This window comes from Serratia sp. BNK-17 (genome assembly GCF_048684935.1).
GTDB classification, from domain to species: Bacteria; Pseudomonadota; Gammaproteobacteria; order Enterobacterales; family Enterobacteriaceae; genus Serratia; species Serratia nematodiphila.
Genome location: NZ_JBLQTR010000001.1, coordinates 3,169,044 through 3,189,734 on the forward strand (window position 1 = coordinate 3,169,044; position 20,691 = coordinate 3,189,734).

The 20,691-nt window shown below is 58.8% G+C and carries 16 protein-coding genes; 12 read left to right on the plus strand and 4 right to left on the minus strand.

The window, feature by feature from the left end; translation table 11 throughout:
* Window positions 1-34: 34 nt before the first annotated feature.
* Both pta and ackA read right to left on the minus strand, forming a co-directional pair.
* On the minus strand, window positions 35-2,194 hold the full coding sequence (pta, locus tag ACMGF7_RS15085; protein ID WP_004936066.1) for a phosphate acetyltransferase: 2,160 nt from the start codon (window positions 2,192-2,194) through the stop codon (window positions 35-37).
* 74 nt (window positions 2,195-2,268) lie between these two features.
* Window positions 2,269-3,471 carry an acetate kinase gene (ackA, locus tag ACMGF7_RS15090; protein ID WP_004936063.1) on the minus strand — a complete coding sequence of 401 codons (1,203 nt, stop codon included), beginning with the start codon at window positions 3,469-3,471 and terminating at the stop codon, window positions 2,269-2,271.
* A gap of 358 nt (window positions 3,472-3,829) precedes the next feature.
* On the opposite strand from ackA, the gene yfbV reads away from it, so the two are divergent.
* The 4 genes from yfbV (at window position 3,830) to ACMGF7_RS15110 (ending at window position 7,527) form a co-directional block, all read left to right on the plus strand.
* A complete protein-coding gene (yfbV, locus tag ACMGF7_RS15095; protein WP_004936061.1) occupies window positions 3,830-4,285 on the plus strand; it encodes a terminus macrodomain insulation protein YfbV in 456 nt (151 codons plus the stop codon).
* Between the two features lie 143 nt (window positions 4,286-4,428).
* Entirely contained in the window at window positions 4,429-4,923 is a 495-nt protein-coding gene (locus ACMGF7_RS15100; RefSeq protein ID WP_004936059.1) for a YfbU family protein, read from the plus strand.
* A 17-nt stretch (window positions 4,924-4,940) separates the two neighbouring features.
* Window positions 4,941-5,597, plus strand: a complete 657-nt coding sequence (locus ACMGF7_RS15105; RefSeq protein ID WP_004936056.1) for a sugar phosphatase — start codon at window positions 4,941-4,943, stop codon at window positions 5,595-5,597.
* Between the two features lie 79 nt (window positions 5,598-5,676).
* Window positions 5,677-7,527 (plus strand): SLC13 family permease, encoded by a 1,851-nt coding sequence (locus ACMGF7_RS15110; protein ID WP_273874315.1) that lies wholly within the window; start codon window positions 5,677-5,679, stop codon window positions 7,525-7,527.
* A 27-nt stretch (window positions 7,528-7,554) separates the two neighbouring features.
* Here ACMGF7_RS15110 and yfbR read toward each other — a convergent pair whose 3' ends face one another.
* Complete coding sequence (gene yfbR, locus ACMGF7_RS15115; RefSeq protein ID WP_015378582.1) at window positions 7,555-8,154, minus strand: 5'-deoxynucleotidase; 600 nt, start codon at window positions 8,152-8,154, stop codon at window positions 7,555-7,557.
* A gap of 107 nt (window positions 8,155-8,261) precedes the next feature.
* The gene (locus ACMGF7_RS15120) at window positions 8,262-9,476 is read right to left on the minus strand and encodes a pyridoxal phosphate-dependent aminotransferase (RefSeq protein WP_004936047.1); all 1,215 of its coding nucleotides are present in this window, start codon (window positions 9,474-9,476) and stop codon (window positions 8,262-8,264) included.
* Between the two features lie 855 nt (window positions 9,477-10,331).
* On the opposite strand from ACMGF7_RS15120, the gene lrhA reads away from it, so the two are divergent.
* From lrhA to nuoH, 8 genes are all read left to right on the plus strand, one after another.
* Window positions 10,332-11,276, plus strand: a complete 945-nt coding sequence (gene lrhA, locus ACMGF7_RS15125; protein WP_004936045.1) for a transcriptional regulator LrhA — start codon at window positions 10,332-10,334, stop codon at window positions 11,274-11,276.
* Between the two features lie 708 nt (window positions 11,277-11,984).
* The gene (nuoA, locus tag ACMGF7_RS15130) at window positions 11,985-12,422 is read left to right on the plus strand and encodes an NADH-quinone oxidoreductase subunit NuoA (protein WP_004936040.1); all 438 of its coding nucleotides are present in this window, start codon (window positions 11,985-11,987) and stop codon (window positions 12,420-12,422) included.
* A gap of 15 nt (window positions 12,423-12,437) precedes the next feature.
* Complete coding sequence (locus ACMGF7_RS15135; protein WP_004936039.1) at window positions 12,438-13,112, plus strand: NuoB/complex I 20 kDa subunit family protein; 675 nt, start codon at window positions 12,438-12,440, stop codon at window positions 13,110-13,112.
* A 96-nt stretch (window positions 13,113-13,208) separates the two neighbouring features.
* Window positions 13,209-15,005: an NADH-quinone oxidoreductase subunit C/D gene (gene nuoC / locus ACMGF7_RS15140; RefSeq protein WP_004936036.1), complete on the plus strand. Its 1,797-nt coding sequence runs from the start codon at window positions 13,209-13,211 to the stop codon at window positions 15,003-15,005.
* Between the two features lie 2 nt (window positions 15,006-15,007).
* On the plus strand, window positions 15,008-15,559 hold the full coding sequence (gene nuoE, locus ACMGF7_RS15145; protein WP_004936034.1) for an NADH-quinone oxidoreductase subunit NuoE: 552 nt from the start codon (window positions 15,008-15,010) through the stop codon (window positions 15,557-15,559).
* The gene (nuoF, locus tag ACMGF7_RS15150; protein ID WP_004936030.1) at window positions 15,556-16,902 is read left to right on the plus strand and encodes an NADH-quinone oxidoreductase subunit NuoF; all 1,347 of its coding nucleotides are present in this window, start codon (window positions 15,556-15,558) and stop codon (window positions 16,900-16,902) included. The genes nuoE and nuoF overlap by 4 nt, the downstream gene beginning before the upstream one ends.
* A gap of 76 nt (window positions 16,903-16,978) precedes the next feature.
* Window positions 16,979-19,717 carry an NADH-quinone oxidoreductase subunit NuoG gene (gene nuoG, locus ACMGF7_RS15155; RefSeq protein ID WP_031300541.1) on the plus strand — a complete coding sequence of 913 codons (2,739 nt, stop codon included), beginning with the start codon at window positions 16,979-16,981 and terminating at the stop codon, window positions 19,715-19,717.
* Window positions 19,714-20,691, plus strand: coding sequence for an NADH-quinone oxidoreductase subunit NuoH (gene nuoH / locus ACMGF7_RS15160; RefSeq protein WP_004936022.1), 978 nt, complete (start codon window positions 19,714-19,716; stop codon window positions 20,689-20,691). The genes nuoG and nuoH overlap by 4 nt, the downstream gene beginning before the upstream one ends.

Sequence of the window (20,691 nt, forward strand, 5' to 3'; positions counted from 1 at the left end):
ACCGGCGCTTTTTTATCGCTCAACCTGAAGAATATCAGGCCTTGGCGGCGGCAGCGTCAGCCTGGGAAGACTGGATCGCCGTCAGCGCAACGGTGTAGACGATATCGTCAACCAGTGCGCCGCGCGACAGGTCGTTCACCGGTTTGCGCATGCCTTGCAGCATCGGCCCGATGGAGACCAGGTCAGCGGAACGCTGTACCGCTTTGTAGGTGGTGTTGCCGGTGTTCAGATCCGGGAAGATGAACACGGTCGCCTGGCCGGCCACCGGTGAGTTCGGCGCCTTGGATTTGGCAACGTCGGCCATGATGGCGGCGTCGTACTGCAGCGGGCCGTCGATGATCAGGTCCGGGCGTTTTTCCTGCGCCAGACGGGTCGCTTCGCGCACTTTCTCGACGTCGCTGCCCGCACCGGAGTTGCCGGTGGAGTAGGAGATCATCGCTACGCGCGGCTCGATGCCGAAGGCGGCGGCGGAATCCGCAGACTGGATGGCGATTTCAGACAGCTGCTCGGCGGTCGGATCCGGGTTGATCGCGCAGTCACCGTAGACCAGTACCTGGTCAGGCAGCAGCATGAAGAACACGGAGGACACCAGCGAGCTGCCCGGCGCGGTTTTGATCAACTGCAACGGCGGACGGATGGTGTTGGCGGTGGTGTGAACCGCGCCGGAGACCAGACCGTCGACTTCGCCTTGTTCCAGCATCAGGGTGCCGAGCACCACGTTGTCTTCCAGCTGCTCGCGCGCGACCACTTCGGTCATGCCCTTGCTCTTGCGCAGCTCAACCAGACGCGGCACGTAGTTTTCACGCACGGCGACCGGATCGACGATTTCGATGCCTTTGCCCAGCTCAACGCCTTGCGCCGCCGCGACGCGCTGGATCTCGTCCGGGTTGCCGAGCAGCACGCATTCCGCGATGCCGCGTTCGGCACAGATGGCCGCCGCTTTCACGGTGCGCGGCTCGTCGCCTTCCGGCAGCACGATGCGCTTGCCGGCTTTACGCGCCAGTTCGGTCAGCTCGTAACGGAACGCCGGTGGAGACAGACGGCGTGAACGCTCGGAGGTGGCGGTCAGCGAATCGATCCACTCGGTGCTGATGTGGCTGGCCACGTAGTTCTGCACTTTCTCGATGCGCTGGTGGTCGTCCGCCGGCACTTCGAGGTTGAAGCTCTGCAGGCTCAGCGAGGTCTGCCAGGTGTTGGTGTCGACCATGAACACCGGCAGGCCGGTCTGGAAGGCGCGTTCGCACAGCTTCTTGATCGGCTCGTCGATGGCGTAGCCGCCGGTCAGCAGGATAGCGCCGATTTCCACGCCGTTCATCGCCGCCAGGCAGGCGGAGACCAGTACGTCAGGACGGTCTGCGGAGGTCACCAGCAGGGAGCCTGGGCGGAAGTGTTCCAGCATGTGCGGAATGCTGCGCGCACAGAAGGTCACGGACTTCACGCGGCGGGTCATGATGTCGCCTTCGTTGACCACGCGGGCCTTCAGGTGGCGAGCCATGTCGATGGCGCGGGTGGCGATCAGATCGAAGCTCCACGGCACGCAGCCTAGAACCGGCAGCGGGCTGTTGGCGAACAGCTGCGCAGGATCGACATGGGCGATGCTGGCCTTGGTGGAGTCGTCGAAGATTTCGGACAGGTCAGGACGGGTGCGGCCCTGATCGTCGACCGGTGCGTTCAGCTTGTTGATGATCACGCCGGTGATGTTTTTGTTCTTGCTGCCGCCGAAGCTGGTGCGCGCCAGTTCGATGCGCTCTTTCAGCTGCGCCGGGGAGTCGTTGCCCAGCGCCAGCACGAAGACGATCTCGGCGTTCAGGGTTTTGGCGATCTCGTAGTTCAGCGCGTTGGCGAACTGATGTTTGCGGGTCGGCACCAGGCCTTCGATCAGCACCACTTCCGCGTCTTTGGTGTTCTCGTGGTAGCGCGCCACGATCTCTTCCATCAGCACGTCTTGCTGGTTGGAGCTCAGCAGGCCCTCAACGTAATCCATGCGCAGCGGTTCGGCCGCCGGGATGGTGGAGTTGCTGCGGATGATAGTGGTGGTCTGGTCGAGTGCGTTGTCGCCGGTGCGCGGTTGAGCGATAGGTTTGAACACGCTCAGACGAACGCCTTTTTGCTCCATGGAGCGGATGACACCCAGGCTGACGCTGGTCAGGCCGACGCTGGTGCCGGTGGGGATCAACATAATAGTACGTGACACAGAATAGTCCTCTTCACGATTAACATGAGGCTAAAACAACACCGTCAGCCTGGGCTGACGGTGTTTTGAGAGCATTACGCGGTCAGGCGGGATGCGTCCTGCGCGATGACCAACTCTTCGTTGGTCGGGATCACCAGCGCCAGGCGGCTGCCGTCTTTGGTGATGGCGCCGGATTTGCCGAAGCGAGCGGCCATGTTGCGGTCGTGGTCGATTTCGAAGCCCAGCAGGCCCAGTTTGTTCAGGGTCAGCTCACGCACCATGCCGGCGTTCTCGCCGATGCCGCCGGTGAAGATCACCGCGTCCAGACGGCCTTCCATCAGCGCGCTGTAGGCGCCGACGTATTTGGCCAGACGGTGGCAGAACACGTCCATGGCGCGTTTGGCGTCGGCTTTGCTGTCGTAGTTGTCTTCAACGTAACGGCAGTCGCTGGTGACTTCGGTCAGGCCCAGCAGGCCGGATTCTTTGGTCAGCATCTTGTTGATCTGATCAACGCTCATGCCCAGAGAATCGTGCAGGTGGAAGATGATAGCCGGATCGATGTCACCGCTGCGGGTGCCCATTACCAGGCCTTCCAGCGGGGTCAGACCCATGGAGGTGTCAACGCACTGGCCGTTGCGCACTGCGGTGACGGAACCGCCGTTGCCCAGGTGGCAAGTGATCACGTTCACTTCTTCCACCGGCTTGTTCAGCATCTTCGCGGCTTCCTGAGTCACGTAGAAGTGGCTGGTGCCGTGTGCGCCGTAGCGGCGAACGCCGTGGTCGCGGTACAGGCTGTACGGCAGGGCGTACAGGTAAGACTCTTCCGGCATGGTCTGGTGGAACGCGGTGTCGAACACGGCAACGTTCTTGTCAGCCAGGTGAGGGAAGGATTTCAGCGCTTCCGCGATGCCGATCAGGTGAGCTGGGTTGTGCAGTGGTGCAAACGGCACGGAATCTTTGATACCCTGCAGAACTTCGTCGTTGATCACGGCGGAGGCGGTGAACTTCTCGCCGCCGTGCACGATGCGGTGGCCGATGGCGGTCAGCTGCGCGGAAAGCTCTGGTTTTTGTGCCAGAATAGTATTAACAATGAAGTTCAGCGCTTCGCTGTGTGCAGCGCCGGCCCCCAGGGCAGCTTCGTGTTTGGCGCCGTCCATTTTCCACTTGATGCGAGCTTCAGGCAGGTGGAAACACTCGGCCAAACCGGAGAGGAATTCGTCGCCGTTAACGGCATCGATGATGGCGAATTTCAGAGAAGAACTGCCGCAGTTAAGAACCAGTACTAGCTTACTCGACATGGAAGTACCTACTTAAATAGTCGTGTTGTTAAAAGAAAATCGAACACACGTGGTGAATTAATCGTCAATCAGACAACAAGCGTAGCGCATAGTGCCGATGACATTTATGATTAACATCATGTGAAGTGCACAAATCACAGGATGATGGAAAAACCGATGATTTCTCTGCGGTTTAAATAATCTTGATTTTTATAGGGCTAAAAGTTGACAAAATTTACGTCATCTTCTACCGGCCACAAGGCCGGCTTAGGATACCGATAGCCCGGTGCAAACACAAAATAAATTTAAAGCTTCAAATTTTTTAGTATGGTCTCTGGCAGCACGCTTTTAGTTTCTTTACGTGACGTTGAGGTACGCAATGACGAGCAAACCGTCCGGTTCCGTAAGCTGGTTTCAGGTCTTCCAGCGCGGGCAGCATTATATGAAAACCTGGCCGTCAGACAAACGTCTGGCACCGGTCTTTCCGGAGAACCGCGTTGCGCGTGCCACCCGTTTCGCTATTCGTTTCATGCCGCCGTTGGCGATTTTCACGCTGACCTGGCAGATCGCGCTCGGCGGCCAGCTCGGCCCGGCGATCGCCACCGCGCTGTTCGCTTGCAGCCTGCCGATGCAGGGCTTGTGGTGGCTGGGGCGCCGCTCTGTTACGCCGCTGCCGCCGACGCTGTTGCAATGGTTTCATGAGGTGCGCAACAAGCTGACGGAAGCCGGGCAGGCGGTAGCGCCGCTCGAAGGCACGCCGACCTATCAGACGTTGGCTGATTTGCTCAAGCGCGCCTTCAAGCAGCTGGACAAAACCTTCCTCGACGATCTGTAAATGAAAAAAGGCCGCGCTGATGCGGCCTTTCTCGTCAAAGCGCCAATAACCCCGGTTTAAATCAAAGAACGGTCGAGTTGTGATTTCCTGCGTTCTTGCGCTGTGCGATGCTCCCGCCATCACACAGAAATGAGGAAATCCTGATGGAAATGACCAACGCCCAGCGGCTGATCCTGTCGAATCAGTATAAGATGATGACCCTGCTCGATCCGGACAACGGCGATCGTTATCGCCGGTTGCAAACCATCGTCGAACGCGGCTTCGGTTTGCAAATGCGCGAGCTGGATCGCGACTTCGGCGAACTGAGCGAAGAGGTGTGCCGCACCATCATCAACGTGATGGAGATGCATCATGCGCTGCAGGTTTCCTGGGGCAACCTGAAAGAGAAGCAGGATCTGGACGAGCGCCGCCTGGCGTTTCTCGGTTTCGATGCCGCGACCGAGGCGCGCTACCTGAGTTATGTGCGTTTCCTGGTCAGCACCGAGGGGCGCTATACTCACTTTGATTCCGGCAGCCACGGTTTTAACGCCCAGACCAAAATGTGGGAAAAATATCAGCGTATGCTGGCGATTTGGCAGGCCTGCCCGCGCCAGTATCACTTGAGCGCCGTTGAGATAGCGCAAATCATCAATGCTTGATTAAGAAGAGGTTTTCTGTGGAGTGTAAGGGTTTTCTGTTCGATCTTGATGGCACCCTGGTGGATTCGCTGCCGGCGGTAGAGCGCGCCTGGACGCACTGGGCCGAGCGCCGCGGCGTCGACCCGCAAGCGGTGCTGGACTTCATTCACGGTAAACAGGCCATTACTTCTCTGCGCCACTTTATGCCGGGCGAAAGCGAAGCGGAAATTCAGCGTGAATTCCAATTGCTGGAGCAGGTGGAAGCGCAGGATACCGACGGCGTTCGCGCGCTGCCGGGCGCGATTGCGTTGCTGGAGCGCCTGAACGCGCTCGGCATCCCTTGGGCGATCGTCACCTCCGGTTCGGTGCCGGTGGCGGGCGCTCGCCGCCAGGCCGGCGGTTTGCCGCAGCCGGCGGTGTTCATCACCGCTGAGCAGGTTAAACATGGCAAGCCGCAGCCTGACGCCTATCTGCTGGGCGCCGAGCGCCTGGGGCTGGCGCCGCACGAGTGCGTGGTGGTCGAAGACGCACCGGCCGGCATTCTCTCCGGCCTGGCGGCGGGTTGCCAGGTGATTGCGGTCAACGCCCCGGCCGATGCGCCGAAGCTGGAGCAGGTCGACCTGCGGCTGGATTCGCTGGCGCAGATCGCCGTCGATAAAACGGCGCAGGGCGCGATCGTTCGCCGGCTGGCCTGAGTGGCATTATCTTCACCCTAATTGATTAGACCCCGCCTCGGCGGGTTTTTTTTATGCTATTTTTTAGGCCCTTGGACATTTGCCGGATGAGACCGTTTTGAACAGCGAATTACTGTGGGTGCTGAGTTTACTGCTGATTGCCATCGTGCTGTTTACCACCAACAAGCTGCGTATGGACGTGGTGGCGCTGTTGGTGATCATCGCTTTCGTGCTGAGCGGCACGCTCAGCCTGCAGGAGGCGACGGTCGGTTTCAGCGATCCCAACGTGATTTTGATCGCCGCGCTGTTCGTGATCGGCGAAGGGCTGGTGCGCACTGGCGTGGCTTATCAGGTGGGCGACTGGCTGGTCAAAGTCGCCGGCAGCAGCGAAACTAAAATGTTGATGCTGCTGATGGTGACGGTCGCCGGGCTGGGGGCATTTATGAGCTCGACCGGCGTGGTGGCGATCTTTATCCCGGTGGTGCTCAGCGTGACGGCGAGAATGAAGATCGCGCCGGGGCGGCTGATGATGCCGCTCAGTTTCGCCGGACTTATCAGCGGCATGATGACGCTGGTGGCCACGCCGCCCAACATGGTGGTCAACAGCGAACTGGTGCGCGAAGGCATCCATGGTTTCGGTTTCTTCAGCGTGACGCCCATCGGCCTGGCGGTGCTGGCGCTGGGCGTCGGCTACATGCTGATCGCCCGCCGTTGGCTGGGCAGCAGTGACACGGGCAAAGCCGGCGACGACTGGCAGCGCCGCTCCTTCCGTGACCTTATCCGCGATTATAAGCTGACCGGCCGTGCGCGGCGGCTGGCTGTCCGCAGCGCTTCGCCGCTGATCGGGCGTTCGCTGGACGAGCTGCACCTGCGTGCGCGCTATGGCGCCAACGTGGTGGGCATCGAGCGCTGGAAACGCTTCCGGCGGGTGATGGTCAGCGCCTCCGGCAGCACCGAACTGCGCGAGGGCGACGTCCTCTTGATCGACATGTCGGACAGCCAGGTCGATCTGCGCGAATTCTGCGGCGAACAGCGGCTGGAGCCGATGGTGCTGCGCGGTGATTACTTCTCTGAACAGTCGCGCAACGTCGGCATGGCGGAGGTCTCGCTGATCCCGGACTCGGCGCTGCAGGGTAAAAGCCTGCGCGAAGCGGCGTTCCGCAGCCGCTACGATCTGAACGTGGTGGGTATCCGCCGCCACGGCGAGACGCTGGGCGGCAAATTGGTGGACGAGCCGCTGGAACTGGGCGACATCTTGCTGGTGATCGGCGACTGGAAGGCGATTCGTCAGCTGCAGGCCAAAACCCACGACTTTATCGTGCTCAATCTGCCGGCCGAGGTGGACGAAGTGGCACCGGCCATCACGCAGGCGCCGCACGCGCTGTTTTGTCTGGCGCTGATGGTGGCGATGATGCTGACCGACGAAATCCCCAACCCAATCGCGGCGCTGATCGCCTGTTTGTTGATGGGCAAGTTCCGCTGTATTGATATGGAGAGCGCCTATAAATCGATCCATTGGCCGAGCATTATTTTGATCGTCGGCATGATGCCGTTCGCGCAGGCGCTGCAAAAGACCGGCGGGGTGGATCTGATCGTCAGCGGGCTGATGGACGTCGCCGGCGGCGCGGGGCCGCGCGTGATGCTGCTGTGCCTGTTCGTCTTGTGCGCCACCATCGGCCTGTTTATTTCCAACACCGCGACGGCGGTGCTGATGGCGCCGATCGCCATCGCCGCCGCGCGCGAAATGGGGGTATCGCCATACCCGTTCGCGATGATTATCGCCGTCGCCGCGTCCGCCGCCTTTATGACGCCGGTCTCTTCACCGGTCAATACGCTGGTGCTGGGGCCGGGCAATTACAAGTTCGGCGATTTCGTGCGGCTCGGCGTGCCGTTCACCCTGTTGGTGATGGCGGTCAGCGTGATTGTGGTGCCGTGGCTCTACGGTTTTTAACGGCGCAGCGAGGCTGCGCCGGCGGGGTTACAGCGAGCTGTCGAGGCTGATTTCGTCCAATGACAGGCTGAAACTGGGAATGAATACCTCCATGAAGTAGTCCATTTCCGGGCTGCGGCGCTGCTCCAGGGTTTTATCCAGCCGTGCCTTGGCCAGGGTGAATTCGTTGTTGCCGGCAGACAGCTCCTCCAGGCATTTCAGGTAGGCGCACAATGCGTCCGCCTGCTTTACCACCTGCTTTTCATCTTCGCTGTAGTAGTGCTCATCGAGAATGGTGCGGAAATCGTTGCGCAGCTCAGCGGGGATCATGTCCAGCAGCTTTTGTTGGGCGATCTTTTCGATCTTCTTGTACTCATGGGCGATCTGCGGATTGTAGTACTTGATCGGCGTCGGCATGTCGCCGGTGATCACTTCGCTGGCGTCGTGGTACATCGCCAGCAGCGCAACGCGGTCGGCGTTGAGGTTGCCGTTGAATTTGCGGTTCTTGATCACCGCCAACGCGTGGGCGACAAAGGCCACCTGCAGACTGTGTTCGGAGACGTTCTCGGTACGCACGTTGCGCATCAGTGGCCAGCGGTTGATCAGTTTCAGGCGGGACAGATGGGCGAAGAAATGGCTCTGGCTCATGGTGCTCTCTTTAACGGCAAGTGAGGGCCCCATTGTGAAGCAGTGACGGCGAATTTTGCAACCGGGCAATGAGAGAAGGGCGCAGCAAGGCGCTGCGCCCCAGGCGATTACTGATGGTAGCCTTCAAGGAAACGGCCCAGCTTGCCGACCGCCATTTCCAGCTCGTCTACGCGCGGCAGGGTGACGATACGCACGTGATCCGGGTAGGGCCAGTTGAATGCGGTCCCCTGCACCAGCAGCACTTTTTCCTGCAGCAGCAGATCCAGCACCAGTTTCTGGTCGTCATGGATATTGAAGCGTTTGGCATCGATGCGCGGGAACATATACAGCGCGCCCTGCGGCTTCACGCATGAGACGCCCGGAATGTCGTTGAGCAGTTCCCAGGTGCGGTTGCGCTGTTCGTACAGACGGCCGCCGGGCTGAATGAATTCGCTGATGCTTTGATAACCGCCCAGCGCGGTCTGAATGGCGTGCTGCATCGGCACGTTGGCGCACAGGCGCATCGAAGCCAGCATCTCCAGCCCTTCGATATAGCCTTTGGCGTGCTTCTTCGGCCCGTTCAGCACCATCCAGCCTTGACGGAAGCCCGCCACGCGGTAGGTTTTCGACAGGCCGTTGAAGGTCACGGTCAACAGATCCGGCGCCAGCGCAGCGATCGAATGATGCTCCGCTTCGTCATACAGGATCTTGTCGTAGATTTCGTCGGCGAAGATGATCAGGTTGTGTTGGCGGGCGATCTCGACGATCTGCTCCAGCAGCGCTTTGCTGTACACCGCGCCGGTCGGGTTGTTAGGGTTGATGATCACGATGCCGCGGGTGCGCGGGGTGATCTTGCTGATGATGTCGTCCAGATCCGGGAACCAGCCGGCCTGCTCATCGCACAGGTAATGTACGGCCTTGCCGCCGGACAGCGAGACCGCGGCGGTCCACAGCGGATAGTCCGGCGCCGGCACCAGCATTTCGTCGCCGCTGTTGAGCAGCGCCTGCATGGATTGAACGATCAGCTCGGAGACGCCGTTGCCAATGTAGATATCCTCAACGGTCACGTCACGCATGTTGCGCGCCTGATAGTGCTGCATGATCGCTTTACGCGCCGAGAAGAGGCCCTTGGAGTCGGAGTAACCTTGCGCCGTGGGCAGATTGCGGATCACGTCGACCAGGATTTCGTCCGGGGCGTCGAAACCGAACGGGGCAGGGTTGCCGATGTTCAGTTTCAGGACTTTGTTGCCTTCTTCTTCAAGACGTTTAGCTTCTTTAAGCACCGGGCCGCGAATGTCATAGCAGACGTTGTCCAGTTTGCTGGATTTCTCAATGGGGGACATAAAAAGTTGAGCCTTTTGCTGGGATAGGGGCGCTCCTACCGTGGGACGCCGCAACCCGCCCAATGTACTCCTGGCGTAGTTGCTTTTGAAGGGTTTTGCACGCCTTTGGTGCAAATGCATGTCGTAACGGGGGATTTTAGTTATGATAAGCAAAGGTAAAGTTATTTTGTGGTTCATAATTTCATGAACTATAATTTTACTAGGGTTTTGTTCTGTGAAATTGCGTGTCGATAAACGAGACGTGCCGACGATCGCGGCCGGTAGCAGTGAAATGATAAGCCGAAAGTGAGAATGGGCTTCAATAAACTGTAAAGGAATGATAATACCGGAGTTGTCTGATAGCGGGTTGCCGGTTAGCGCACCACACTAAGAAAATGGCATATTTACATTAGCTTTACTTTATATTTCAGCTTAAGCATTGTTTATGTGGTTATAGGATTGTTATTTAAAGTAAAAATCTTACTGATTGAATTTATTAAATTCATTGAGTGATAACACGAAGTTGGCGCCGTTAATTATTTATTTTTCTTACTCTGAAATGCAGTCTGAACGCCGGTTGATAAGGATTCTCAGTAGCACGAATGGAGTGGAAATTAGGCGGTATCAATGAGTAAAATCTCAGGTTCGGTGGGGGTTTTCCCTTTTCACCGGTATTCAGTCCCCCGCGTTCTATAAGCACCATCGATAGATCGCATTTTAAAAGGCGATAGAGGTAACGAATCATAAGTAATTTTTTTGCCCTCCACTTATGAGTGGGGTACTGTCATAACAGGCACCGTCCTTTTCAACGGCGTCTGAGAAACACACCAGGGTAGTAGTTCGTAAATTAGAATTTAAAAAAGTGAAGAATACACTATGACAACTGCAAATCGTCCGATACTTAATCTCGACCTCGATCTGCTAAGAACCTTTGTTGCGGTTGCTGATTTGAATACCTTTGCGGCGGCGGCTGTTGCCGTTTGCCGTACGCAATCAGCCGTCAGTCAACAAATGCAGCGATTAGAGCAACTGGTCGGCAAAGAACTGTTTGCCCGCCATGGGCGCAACAAACTCCTGACTGAGCATGGTATTCAGCTTCTCGGTTATGCCAGGAAGATCCTGCGCTTTAACGACGAAGCCTGTACCTCGCTGATGTACAACAATATTAAAGGTGTTCTGACCATCGGCGCTTCCGACGACACCGCCGATACCATTCTGCCTTTCCTGTTGAACCGCGTGACCGCCATCTATCCGAAGCTGGCCATTGACGTGCGCGTAAAGCGCAGCACGACGATGGTCGATCTGCTGGAAGAGGGTGAGATCGATCTGGCGGTGACCACGGCCGATCCGGCCGGGCACCCACACATCGTGCTGCGCACGTCGCCGACGCTGTGGTACTGCGCTGCCGATTACCACTATCAGGCCGGCGAACCTATCCCGCTGGTGGTGATGGATGAACCAAGCCCGTTCCGCGCGCTGGCGATCAAACAGTTGGACGAAGCCGGTATCCCGTGGCGCATCGCCTACGTCGCCTCCACGCTGTCTGCGGTGCGGGCGGCCTGTAAGGCCGGCCTGGGCGTGACCGCGCGGCCGATCGAAATGATGAGCCCCGACCTGCGGGTGCTGGGCGCGGTGGAAGGTTTGCCGCCGCTGCCGGATACCCAGTATGCGCTATGCAAAAACGCGCAGTGCAGCAACGAACTGGCAATGGCCATCTTCAGCGCGATGCAGGGCGGCAATGACGGCTATGGCTTCAACGGCGCGGAAGCCGGTCTCCAGGGCGATCAGGATGACGCCAGCCTGGTGGACGAAGAAGAATAACGCCGCGGCGTGATATCTGATGAAAAACCTCTGCTTCGGCGGAGGTTTTTTTTGCCCTTTTTTTGGCGATTTTTACTGTTATAGGGATTTAATGACGATTTTGTTATGAGTTGGCTGTTTTATTAACTTTTAAGCGTTGCTGAAAAGAGAATTTGACCGGGTTTAAGATGCTGGGTTTATTTTTTGAACAATAAGATTGAATGAGTTAAAGGCATGGTAATAGCAGGGTTATTTTGTTAGCTTATGACGGCCGTTTTTGCGGCTTAATTTGAGGAAAATTGTTAAAGGGCCACACTTTTTTTGAGGATTTATGCTGAAAACGTGTCCTGGATCAAAAAAATACCCCTAGGTAGTGAGTGGAAGAACAGGGAATTCCTGAGACAATGGTATAGTAAAACTGAAATGTGCATGTTGGTTTATATCTATCTGTTTCTACACAAAAATTAACTGACACGATTTAGCCTGTCCCTGGCGCATCAAATGTTAATCAAATGATACGTATGTAAACTAGTGTGTAGATACTTTTGTCAAAGTTGACAAAAGGTTATAGAAAGGAGTAAAAAGCCCACAGAAAAACGCTGCCTAACTCGCTGTAAAAGCAGTTTGTTTGTGTGGTTATTTATCCTTCCCTTAAATCGATGTGGCGCACTAACTGCCGGTGACAAGAGCAGTGCGATCGACGCCACTTTTGATGAGTAAGCATAGAGTATGTCAACAACCACTGAAGTTATCGCTCATCACTGGGCGCTCGCCGTATTTCTCGTCGTGGCTATCGGGCTTTGCGGCTTAATGCTGCTGGGTGCGTTCTTCTTGGGCGGGAGAGCCCGGGCGCGCGCCAAACACACCCCGTTTGAATCAGGTATCGACTCCGTCGGCACGGCGCGCATGCGCTTGTCCGCCAAGTTCTACCTGGTGGCCATGTTCTTCGTTATTTTCGACGTTGAAGCCTTATACCTGTATGCCTGGTCGGTCTCGATTCGCGAGAGCGGCTGGGTGGGCTTTATCGAAGCCGCCATTTTCATTTTGGTGCTATTGGCCGGTCTGGTTTATCTGGTGCGCATCGGCGCGTTGGATTGGACTCCGGCGCGTTCCCAACGCCGCAGTAAACCGAGCACGATCACTAACACCAACAGTCATCCGCAGTAACAGCGAGGCATTAAGATGGACTATACGCTCACCCGCATAGACCCGAACGGTGAGAACGACCGTTATCCCCTGCAAAAACAGGAGATCGTCGCCGATCCCCTGGAACAACAGGTCCACCGCACGGTTTACATGGGTAAACTCGAACATGCGCTGCATGACATGGTGAACTGGGGGCGTAAAAACTCTATTTGGCCGTATAACTTCGGCCTTTCGTGCTGTTACGTGGAGATGGTGACGTCGTTTACCGCCGTTCACGACGTGGCGCGTTTCGGTGCGGAAGTGTTGCGCGCCTCCCCGCGTCAGGCTGACCTGATGGTGGTGGCCGGCACCTGTTTCACCAAGATGGCCCCGGTCATCCAACGCCTGTACGAGCAGATGCTGGAGCCCAAGTGGGTGATCTCGATGGGCGCCTGCGCCAACTCCGGCGGCATGTACGACATCTATTCCGTGGTGCAGGGCGTGGACAAGTTCCTGCCGGTCGACGTGTACATTCCCGGCTGCCCACCGCGTCCGGAAGCTTACATGCAAGCGCTGATGCTGCTGCAGGAATCCATCGGCAAAGAACGTCGCCCGCTGTCGTGGGTTGTCGGCGATCAGGGCGTTTACCGCGCCAATATGCAGTCTGAAAGAGAGCGTAAACACGGCGAGCGCATCGCGGTGACCAACCTCCGGACGCCTGACGAGATTTAAGACGTTCATTTAACGTCCATCTTAGTGCGCTATTGGTTAACACAGCGAAAAGTGAAACTTGCGGCGAATAACCCTTTAGTGTGGTGAAAAAAAATTATGACAGATTTGACGACGCACGACGCCTTGCCTGCCTGGCAGACCCGAGATCACCTTGACGACCCGGTGATCGGCGAACTGCGCAACCGTTTTGGGCCGGAAGCCTTTACTGTTCAGGCCACCCGCACCGGCATGCCCGTGGTATGGGTTAAACCTGACCAGTTACTGGAAGTAATGACGTTCCTGAGAAAACAGCCGAAGCCGTATGTCATGCTGTTCGATCTGCATGGCGTGGACGAACGTCTTCGCACCCACCGCGACGGCCTGCCCGCTGCGGATTTCTCCGTTTTCTACCATCTGATCTCCATCGAGCGCAACCGCGACATCATGCTGAAGGTGGCGCTGTCTGAAAAAGACCTGCACGTGCCGACGGCGACCAAGGTGTTCCCGAACGCCAACTGGTACGAGCGCGAAACCTGGGAAATGTTCGGCATCACCTTCGACGGCCACCCGCACCTGTCGCGCATCATGATGCCGCAGACCTGGGAAGGGCACCCGCTGCGTAAGGACTACCCGGCGCGCGCCACCGAATTCGATCCTTTCGTGCTGACCAAGCAGAAAGAAGATCTGGAGATGGAAGCGCTGACCTTCAAGCCGGAAGACTGGGGCATGAAGCGCGGCACCGAGAACGAAGACTTCATGTTCCTCAACCTCGGCCCGAACCACCCGTCCGCGCACGGTGCGTTCCGCATCATTCTGCAGCTGGACGGCGAAGAGATCGTCGACTGCGTGCCGGATATCGGCTATCACCACCGCGGCGCCGAGAAGATGGGCGAGCGTCAATCCTGGCACAGCTACATCCCGTACACCGACCGCATCGAGTACCTCGGCGGCTGCGTGAACGAAATGCCTTACGTGTTGGCGGTTGAAAAGCTGGCCGGCATCAAGGTGCCTGAGCGCGTCGACACCATCCGCGTGATGCTGTCCGAACTGTTCCGCATCAACAGCCACCTGCTGTACATCTCCACCTTCATTCAGGACGTCGGCGCGATGACCCCGGTGTTCTTCGCCTTTACCGACCGTCAGAAGATCTACGATCTGGTGGAAGCGATCACCGGTTTCCGTATGCACCCGGCCTGGTTCCGCATCGGCGGCGTCGCGCACGATCTGCCGCGCGGCTGGGATCGCCTGCTGCGTGAATTCCTCGACTGGATGCCGAAGCGTCTGGACTCCTACGTGAAAGCGGCGCTGAAGAACAGCATCCTGAAAGGCCGCTCCATCGGCGTCGCGTCTTATAACGCCAAAGAAGCGCTGGAGTGGGGCGTGACCGGCGCCGGCCTGCGCGCGACCGGCGTTGAGTTCGACGTGCGTAAATGGCGCCCGTACTCCGGCTACGAGAACTTCGACTTCGAAGTGCCGGTCGGCGACGGCACCAGCGACTGCTACACCCGCGTGATGCTAAAGGTGGAAGAGCTGCGCCAGAGCCTGCGCATCCTCGAACAGTGCCTGAACAACATGCCGGAAGGCCCGTTCAAGGCCGATCACCCGCTGACTACGCCGCCGCCGAAAGAGCGCACGCTGCAGCACATTGAAACGCTGATCACCCACTTCCTGCAGGTTTCCTGGGGCCCGGTGATGCCAGCCAACGAATCATTCCAGATGATTGAAGCCACCAAAGGGATCAACAGCTACTACCTGACCAGCGACGGCAGCACCATGAGCTACCGCACCCGGGTACGTACGCCGAGCTTTGCGCACCTGCAGCAGATCCCATCGGTCATCCGTGGCAGCCTGGTTTCCGACCTGATCGTCTATCTGGGTAGTATCGATTTTGTAATGTCAGATGTGGACCGCTAACTATGCATGATCAAAAAGACAATCACGCAGTCAATGATGCGCTCGAGCCCATCAACGCAGCCGCTCCTCAGAGCGGCGTTGATGCATTTGTACTGAGCGCGGAAGAACGTGATGCGATCGAGCACGAAAAGCACCATTACGAGGATCCGCGCGCCGCTTCCATCGAGGCACTGAAAATTGTGCAGAAGCAGCGCGGCTGGGTTCCGGACGGTGCGATTTACGCCATCGCGGAAGTGCTGGGCATCCCCGCCAGCGACGTAGAAGGCGTGGCCACGTTCTACAGCCAGATTTTCCGTCAGCCAGTAGGACGTCACGTGATCCGTTATTGTGACAGCGTTGTTTGTCACATCACCGGTTACCAGGGCATTCAGGCCGCTATCGAGAAGAAGCTGAACATCAAGCCGGGTCAAACCACCTTTGATGGCCGCTTCACGCTGTTGCCGACCTGCTGTCTGGGCAACTGCGATAAAGGGCCGACCATGATGATTGATGAGGACACTCACAGTCAGCTGAAGCCTGAAGATATCGAGACGCTACTGGAGCAGTATCAATGACCAAGCACATTGTACGCACTCCCGAAACGCATCCGCTGACCTGGCGTCTGCGCGATGACAAGCAGCCGCTGTGGCTGGACGAATACCGCAGCAAAAACGGCTATGCCGGTGCGGAAAAGGCCCTGAAGGGCCTGGCGCCCGACGAGATCGTCAGCCTGGTGAAAGATTCCGGGCTGAAGGGCCGCGGCGGCGCGGGCTTCTCCACCGGTTTGAAGTGGAGCCTGATGCCGAAGGACGAATCCATGAACATCCGTTACCTGCTGTGTAACGCCGATGAGATGGAGCCGGGCACCTATAAAGACCGCCTGCTGATGGAGCAGCTGCCGCACCTGCTGGTGGAAGGCATGCTGATCTCCGCGTTCGCGCTGAAAGCCTACCGTGGCTACATCTTCCTGCGCGGTGAGTACATCGAAGCGGCGGCGCACCTGCGTCGCGCCATCGCGGAAGCCACCGAAGCCGGCTATCTGGGCAAGAACATTCTCGGCACCGGATTTGATTTCGAGCTGATCGTGCACACCGGCGCCGGCCGTTACATCTGCGGCGAAGAAACCGCGCTGATCAACTCGCTGGAAGGCCGCCGCGCCAACCCGCGCTCCAAGCCGCCATTCCCGGCCAGCGCCGGCGTGTGGGGCAAGCCGACCTGCGTCAACAACGTCGAAACGTTGTGCAACGTGCCGGCCATTTTGGCGAACGGCGTGGAGTGGTACACCGGCATCTCCGGCAGTGAAGACAAAGGCACCAAGCTGATGGGCTTCTCCGGCCGGGTGAAAAATCCGGGCGTCTGGGAGCTGCCGTTCGGCACCACCGCGCGTGAAATCCTGGAAGACTACGCCGGCGGCATGCGCGACGGTCTGCGCTTCAAAGCCTGGCAGCCGGGCGGCGCGGGCACCGACTTCCTGACCGCCGATCACCTCGACCTGCCGATGGAATACGGCGCGATCGGTAAAGCCGGCAGCCGTCTCGGCACCGCGTTGGCGATGGCGGTAGACCACGAAATCGGCATGGTGCCGCTGGTGCGCAACCTGGAAGAGTTCTTCGCCCGCGAGTCCTGCGGCTGGTGTACGCCATGTCGCGACGGCCTGCCGTGGAGCGTGAAGATCCTGCGTGCGTTGGAGAACGGCGAAGGGCAGCCGGGGGATATTGAAACCCTCGAACAGCTGTGCCGTTCCCTCGGCCCGGGCAAAACCTTCTGCGCCCACGCGCCAGGTGCCGTAGAGCCACTGCAAAGCGCGATTAAATATTTCCGTGAAGAGTTCGAGGCGGGTATCGCCGTGCAGCACTTCGGCAACGCTCATGCGATTGGCGGCATTCAGCCGAACAACCTGCTGAAGCAGCGCTGGTAAGCCGACTCGCCCGAACACGGCCAGAATTTTTGATTAACGCCTGCCGCAAGGCAGGCCACTTGGAAGCATGCTGACTATGGCTACGATTCATGTAGACGGCAAAGAGTATGAGGTAGACGGGGCGGACAACCTGCTGCAGGCTTGTCTCTCCCTCGGCCTTGATATTCCTTACTTTTGCTGGCATCCGGCGCTGGGAAGCGTCGGCGCTTGCCGCCAATGTGCGGTAAAGCAATACCAAAACGCGGAAGATACGCGCGGCCGTTTGGTGATGTCCTGTATGACCCCGGCATCCGATGGCACCTTCATCTCTATCGATGACGGCGAAGCGAAGCAGTTCCGTGAAAGCGTGGTTGAGTGGTTGATGACCAACCACCCGCACGATTGCCCGGTGTGTGAGGAAGGCGGTAACTGTCACCTGCAGGATATGACGGTAATGACCGGCCACAGCTTCCGTCGCTACCGCTTCACCAAGCGCACCCATAACAACCAGGAACTGGGGCCGTTTATCTCGCACGAGATGAACCGCTGCATCGCCTGCTACCGCTGCGTGCGTTACTACAAAGACTATGCGGACGGCACAGACTTCGGCGTGTACGGCGCGCACGACAACGTCTACTTCGGTCGCCCGGAAAGCGGCACGCTGGAAAGCGAGTTCTCCGGCAACCTGGTGGAAGTGTGCCCGACCGGCGTATTCACCGACAAAACGCACTCCGAGCGCTACAACCGTAAATGGGACATGCAGTTCGCGCCGAGCATTTGCCAGCAGTGCAGCATCGGCTGTAACACCAGCCCGGGCGAGCGCTATGGCGAGCTGCGTCGTATCGAAAACCGTTACAACGGCAGCGTGAACCACTACTTCCTGTGCGACCGCGGCCGTTTCGGTTACGGCTACGTCAACCAGAAAGATCGTCCGCGTCAACCGCAGCAGCTGCGCGGCGACGACTGGATCACCCTGAACGCCGAGCAGGCGATGCAGGGCGCGGCGGACATCCTGCGTCAGGCGAAGAAAACCATCGGCATCGGCTCCCCGCGCGCCAGCCTGGAAAGCAACTTCGCACTGCGCGAGCTGGTCGGCGCCGAGAACTACTACACCGGTATCGCTCAGGCGGAGCAATCACGCCTGGCGCTGATGCTGAACGTGCTGAAGAACGGCGGCGTTCATACGCCGGCGCTGCGTGAGATCGAAGATTACGACGCGGTGCTGGTGTTGGGCGAAGACCTGACGCAAACCGGCGCGCGCATCGCGCTGTCCGTGCGTCAGGCCGTCAAGGGTAAAGCCCGCGCGATGGCGGCGGCGCAACGCGTGGCCGACTGGCAGATCGCGGCGGTGCAGAATATCGGCCAACACGCCAAGTATCCGTTGTTCACCACCAACGTCGACAACACCCGTCTGGATGACATCGCCGCCTGGAACTACCGCGCGCCGGTAGACGAGCAGGCGCGCTTCGGCTTCGCCATCGCTCACGCGCTGGATAGCGCAGCGCCGGCGGTGAACGATCTGGCTGAAGGCCTGAACAAGAAAGTCGATATCATCGTGCAGGCGCTGACCGGCGCACGCAAACCGCTGATCGTGACCGGCAGCAACGCCGGCAGCGAAGCCATCATCGAAGCGGCGGCCAACATCGCCAAAGCGTTGAAGGGCCGCGGTTCCGATGTCGGCATCACCTTCGTGGCGGGCGCAGCCAACAGCATGGGCCTGGCGATGATCGGCGGCGGTTCGCTCGATCAGGCGCTGGAACAGCTGGCGAGCGGCGCAGCCGACACCGCCATCGTGATGGAAAACGATCTCTATCGCCATGCGCCGGCGGCGCAAGTGGACGCGGCGTTGGCCAAGGTCAATAACCTGATCGTCGCCGACCACCAGCGCACCGCGATCATGGACAAAGCCAATCTGATCCTCTCCTCGGCCAGCTTCGCCGAGAGCGACGGTACGCTGATCAACCAGGAAGGCCGCGCGCAGCGCTTCTTCCAGGTATACGATCCGGCTTATTACGACGACGCCAAGAAGAATCAGTTCACCGTGATGCTGGAAAGCTGGCGCTGGATGCACTCGCTGCACTCCACCTACACCAGCCGCCACGTGGACTGGACCCAGCTCGATGACGTGATCGCCGCTTGCGTCGCCGCGTTGCCGCAGCTGCAGGGCATCGTCGATGCCGCGCCGGACGCGACGTTCCGCATTCGCGGTCAGAAGCTGGCGCGTTCGCCGCACCGTTCCAGCGGCCGTACCGCCATGCGCGCCAACATCAGCGTGCACGAGCCGCGTCAGCCGCAGGATAAAGACACCATGTTCGCCTTCTCGATGGAAGGGAACAACAGCCCGCTGGCCGATCGTCAGCAGATCCCGTTCGCCTGGGCGCCAGGCTGGAACTCACCGCAGGCATGGAACAAGTTCCAGGCCGAAGTGGGCGGCAAACTGCGCCACGGCGATCCGGGCGTGCGCCTGATCGAAGCGGGGGAGGGCAGCCTCGGTTACTTCGACCGCGTGCCTGCCGCGTTCAATCCGGTCGACGGCTGGCGTGTCGCGCCTTATTACCACCTGTTCGGCAGCGATGAAATGTCGCAGCGCTCTCACGTGATCCAGCAGCGTATGCCGGAAGCCTACGTGATGGTCAACCCGGCCGATGCGGCGACGCTTGGCGTTAATGCGGGCAGCCTGGTGGAGTTCAGCTGTGCGGGCCAGACTCTGCGTCTGCCGGTGCGTCTGAGTGAAACCCTGACCCAGGGCCAGGTTGGTTTGCCGCTCGGCTTGCCAGGGATCCCGCCGATCTTGGTGGGTGCTAAGGTAGACAATCTGCGGGAGGCGGCACGATGAGCTGGTTTACCCCTGAGGTGATCGACATCTTGATCGCCATTCTTAAAGCGGTCGTGATCCTGTTGGTGGTCGTGGCGTGCGGGGCATTCATGAGCTTCGGCGAACGCCGCCTGCTCGGCCTGTTCCAGAACCGTTACGGACCGAACCGCGTAGGCTGGGGCGGCTCGCTGCAGCTGGTCGCCGACATGATCAAAATGTTCTTCAAGGAAGACTGGGTGCCGAGATTCTCCGACCGGGTGATCTTCACCCTGGCGCCGATGATCGCCTTTACTTCCCTGTTGCTGGCATTTGCCATCGTGCCGGTCAGCCCGACCTGGGCGGTGTCAGATCTCAACATCGGTATTCTGTTCTTCCTGATGATGGCCGGCCTGGCGGTGTACGCCGTGCTGTTCGCCGGCTGGTCGAGCAACAACAAATACTCGCTGTTGGGCGCGATGCGCGCCTCCGCGCAAACCCTGAGCTACGAAGTGTTCATCGGCCTGTCGCTGATGGGCGTGGTGATGCAGGCGGATTCGTTCAACATGCAGGCCATCGTTGAATCTCAGGCGCACGTCTGGAACGTCATTCCGCAGTTCTTCGGCTTCGTGACCTTCGCGATCGCCGGCGTGGCGGTGTGTCACCGTCACCCGTTTGACCAGCCGGAAGCCGAGCAGGAACTGGCCGACGGTTACCACATCGAATATTCCGGCATGAAGTTCGGTCTGTTCTTCGTAGGGGAATACATTGGTATCGTCACCGTGTCCGCCCTGATTGTGACGTTGTTCTTCGGCGGCTGGCAGGGTCCGTTCCTGCCGCCATTCATCTGGTTCGCGTTGAAAACGGCCTTCTTCATGATGATGTTCATCCTGATCCGCGCCGCGCTGCCGCGTCCGCGTTATGACCAGGTGATGTCCTTCGGCTGGAAAGTGTGCCTGCCGCTGACGCTGCTGAACCTGCTGGCAACCGCCGCGGTCATTTTGTACAACGCTCAATAA

What these genes read in the sequence shown, in the direction of transcription:
- ackA (WP_004936063.1), bottom strand. Translation starts at nt 3,471, where the DNA reads ATGTCGAGTAAGCTAGTACTGGTTCTTAACTGCGGCAGTTCTTCTCTG.
- yfbV (WP_004936061.1), top strand. Translation starts at nt 3,830, where the DNA reads ATGACGAGCAAACCGTCCGGTTCCGTAAGCTGGTTTCAGGTCTTCCAG.
- ACMGF7_RS15100 (WP_004936059.1), top strand. Translation starts at nt 4,429, where the DNA reads ATGGAAATGACCAACGCCCAGCGGCTGATCCTGTCGAATCAGTATAAG.
- yfbR (WP_015378582.1), bottom strand. Translation starts at nt 8,154, where the DNA reads ATGAGCCAGAGCCATTTCTTCGCCCATCTGTCCCGCCTGAAACTGATC.
- ACMGF7_RS15120 (WP_004936047.1), bottom strand. Translation starts at nt 9,476, where the DNA reads ATGTCCCCCATTGAGAAATCCAGCAAACTGGACAACGTCTGCTATGAC.
- lrhA (WP_004936045.1), top strand. Translation starts at nt 10,332, where the DNA reads ATGACAACTGCAAATCGTCCGATACTTAATCTCGACCTCGATCTGCTA.
- nuoA (WP_004936040.1), top strand. Translation starts at nt 11,985, where the DNA reads ATGTCAACAACCACTGAAGTTATCGCTCATCACTGGGCGCTCGCCGTA.
- ACMGF7_RS15135 (WP_004936039.1), top strand. Translation starts at nt 12,438, where the DNA reads ATGGACTATACGCTCACCCGCATAGACCCGAACGGTGAGAACGACCGT.
- nuoC (WP_004936036.1), top strand. Translation starts at nt 13,209, where the DNA reads ATGACAGATTTGACGACGCACGACGCCTTGCCTGCCTGGCAGACCCGA.
- nuoE (WP_004936034.1), top strand. Translation starts at nt 15,008, where the DNA reads ATGCATGATCAAAAAGACAATCACGCAGTCAATGATGCGCTCGAGCCC.
- nuoF (WP_004936030.1), top strand. Translation starts at nt 15,556, where the DNA reads ATGACCAAGCACATTGTACGCACTCCCGAAACGCATCCGCTGACCTGG.
- nuoG (WP_031300541.1), top strand. Translation starts at nt 16,979, where the DNA reads ATGGCTACGATTCATGTAGACGGCAAAGAGTATGAGGTAGACGGGGCG.
- nuoH (WP_004936022.1), top strand. Translation starts at nt 19,714, where the DNA reads ATGAGCTGGTTTACCCCTGAGGTGATCGACATCTTGATCGCCATTCTT.